Here is a 1090-nt window from a genome sequence, read left to right as displayed (position 1 = left end):
TATATATCAACACTCTACTAGTTAACTATTTTATATTACTCATTATAGTATTTTTAAAATTCATCTTATCATCTGCATTTTCAAATGCGTCACTAGGAATAACTATTCCAGGATTATCATTTGAAATTACATACAAACAATTATTTATCTCCGTAACATCTGTAATGTTATTTAATAAAAGTTTCGTCTTTTCCTTATTTCTATTAATTATTAACCCATCTTTTTCCAAAAACACTTCTATAGTTCTTCCCAAAGATTTTTCATTTTTCTTAAATAAATCCTTAAAATTTTTCTTTGCTCTTTTAATCCAGTATGTAGGTAATTTAAAATATCCAAATATTCCTGCACCAGCAAAAATTACACCTAATACAATAGAAAATATTGGGCTTTCTCCTTTACTATATTCTTGAATTCCTAAAACGCAATACAACACACCTATAAAAAGACCTATTCCCAAAAACAAATTTCTTCTTAAAGTAGCCAATCTATCCTTATTACTTTGGCTAGTCATTTTATAAATAGAAAAATCCACCCATTGTTCTTCAGTATTTTTATACCTTACCTCAATCATTCTCTTCCCCCCAAATTTTCGTTAGTATATAAATTAATATTATCTTTAACATATAGCTTTTTATATTATAAATTAGATTCAAATTAAATTTTATTATCACTATAGAATCATAATTTTCTACTATAATAATCACTTTACAATATAAACACTACATTCAGAGAAAGCAATTAATTTATATTCTAATTATATTACAATTTGTAAACATATCCAATAACATTAATATATACTTTTGCATAGTATATATTATAATTTTCCTCTCATTTCATATAAAAAGAAATAGAATACATACTTAAATCTTATATTTATTACAAAATTTACTTACTATGTATTCTATTTCTCATTAAAGTATATAATTAAATATGCATAGATAAACTACCACCATTAGATTTTGCAATGTCTTTAAGCATTTTCATCACTTTATCATTTTTTAATAATCCACTTAACTTTGGATTACTACTTAATAAAGATTCATCATCTATAGATATGCTTCCATCACAATTAAATTTAAAATCAATATTT

General features: G+C 23.2%; 1 protein-coding gene. It reads right to left on the bottom strand.

All coding sequences use genetic code 11. The features are described 5' to 3' along the window. Positions 1 to 25 precede the first annotated feature (25 nt). Positions 26 to 571 carry a YcxB family protein gene (locus NG904_RS16445; RefSeq protein ID WP_252232772.1) on the bottom strand — a complete coding sequence of 182 codons (546 nt, stop codon included), beginning with the start codon at positions 569 to 571 and terminating at the stop codon, positions 26 to 28. Between the last annotated feature and the right edge of the window lie 519 nt (positions 572 to 1090).

This window comes from Clostridium sp. ZBS15, assembly GCF_023845705.1.
GTDB lineage: Bacteria > Bacillota > Clostridia > Clostridiales > Clostridiaceae > Clostridium > Clostridium aquiflavi.
This window is presented reverse-complemented; position numbering and strand designations above follow the sequence as displayed.